This window comes from Citrobacter braakii (genome assembly GCF_002075345.1).
Lineage (GTDB): Bacteria > Pseudomonadota > Gammaproteobacteria > Enterobacterales > Enterobacteriaceae > Citrobacter > Citrobacter braakii.
Genome location: NZ_NAEW01000099.1, coordinates 1 through 502, shown reverse-complemented (window position 1 = coordinate 502; position 502 = coordinate 1). Strand labels below are relative to the sequence as shown.

Genomic DNA, 502 nt, shown 5'->3' with positions numbered 1-502 from the left:
GGGAGGCATCTGCGTTATCACTGCTCACGTCGCCATCAGCCAGTGTCTGTACTGACTGTGGCGACGGGTCGGAAAACAGCGCTTTCCATCCCGCCACCACGGTAACATTGCCGGTCGTCCGGAACAGTTGCCCGCCGATGTTAAATGTCGCTTCCGTCGCGTCCACCTCCATCTGCGGCAGAAACTGGGCCAGATAATGCTGCCGTATCAGTTGGTACACATTGCGCTCATCGGTATTCAGCCGGCTTAAATCCCCCACATGTTTCGTCGGGATGATGGCGTGATGTGCGGTGATTTTTTTATCATTCCAGATACGGGAAACCAGACTGGTGTCCAGTTGCGCCAGCGCAGGATGTGATTTCAGTGACGGGTCCGTCTGCATCAGGGCAGCCAGCACCTCGCGAATCTCGTTCCGCATCGATACCGGCAGATAACCACAGTCCGTTCGCGGATAGGTGGTAAGTTTGTGGGTTTCATACAGACTCTGGGCAATGTCCAGCAC

At 55.6% G+C, this 502-nt stretch carries 1 protein-coding gene; it reads right to left on the bottom strand.

From position 1 onward, the window contains the following. Nucleotides 1–502, bottom strand: a 502-nt coding sequence (locus tag BZK42_RS28050; RefSeq protein WP_249025200.1) for a DNA topoisomerase, incomplete at both ends; no start/stop codon positions are given.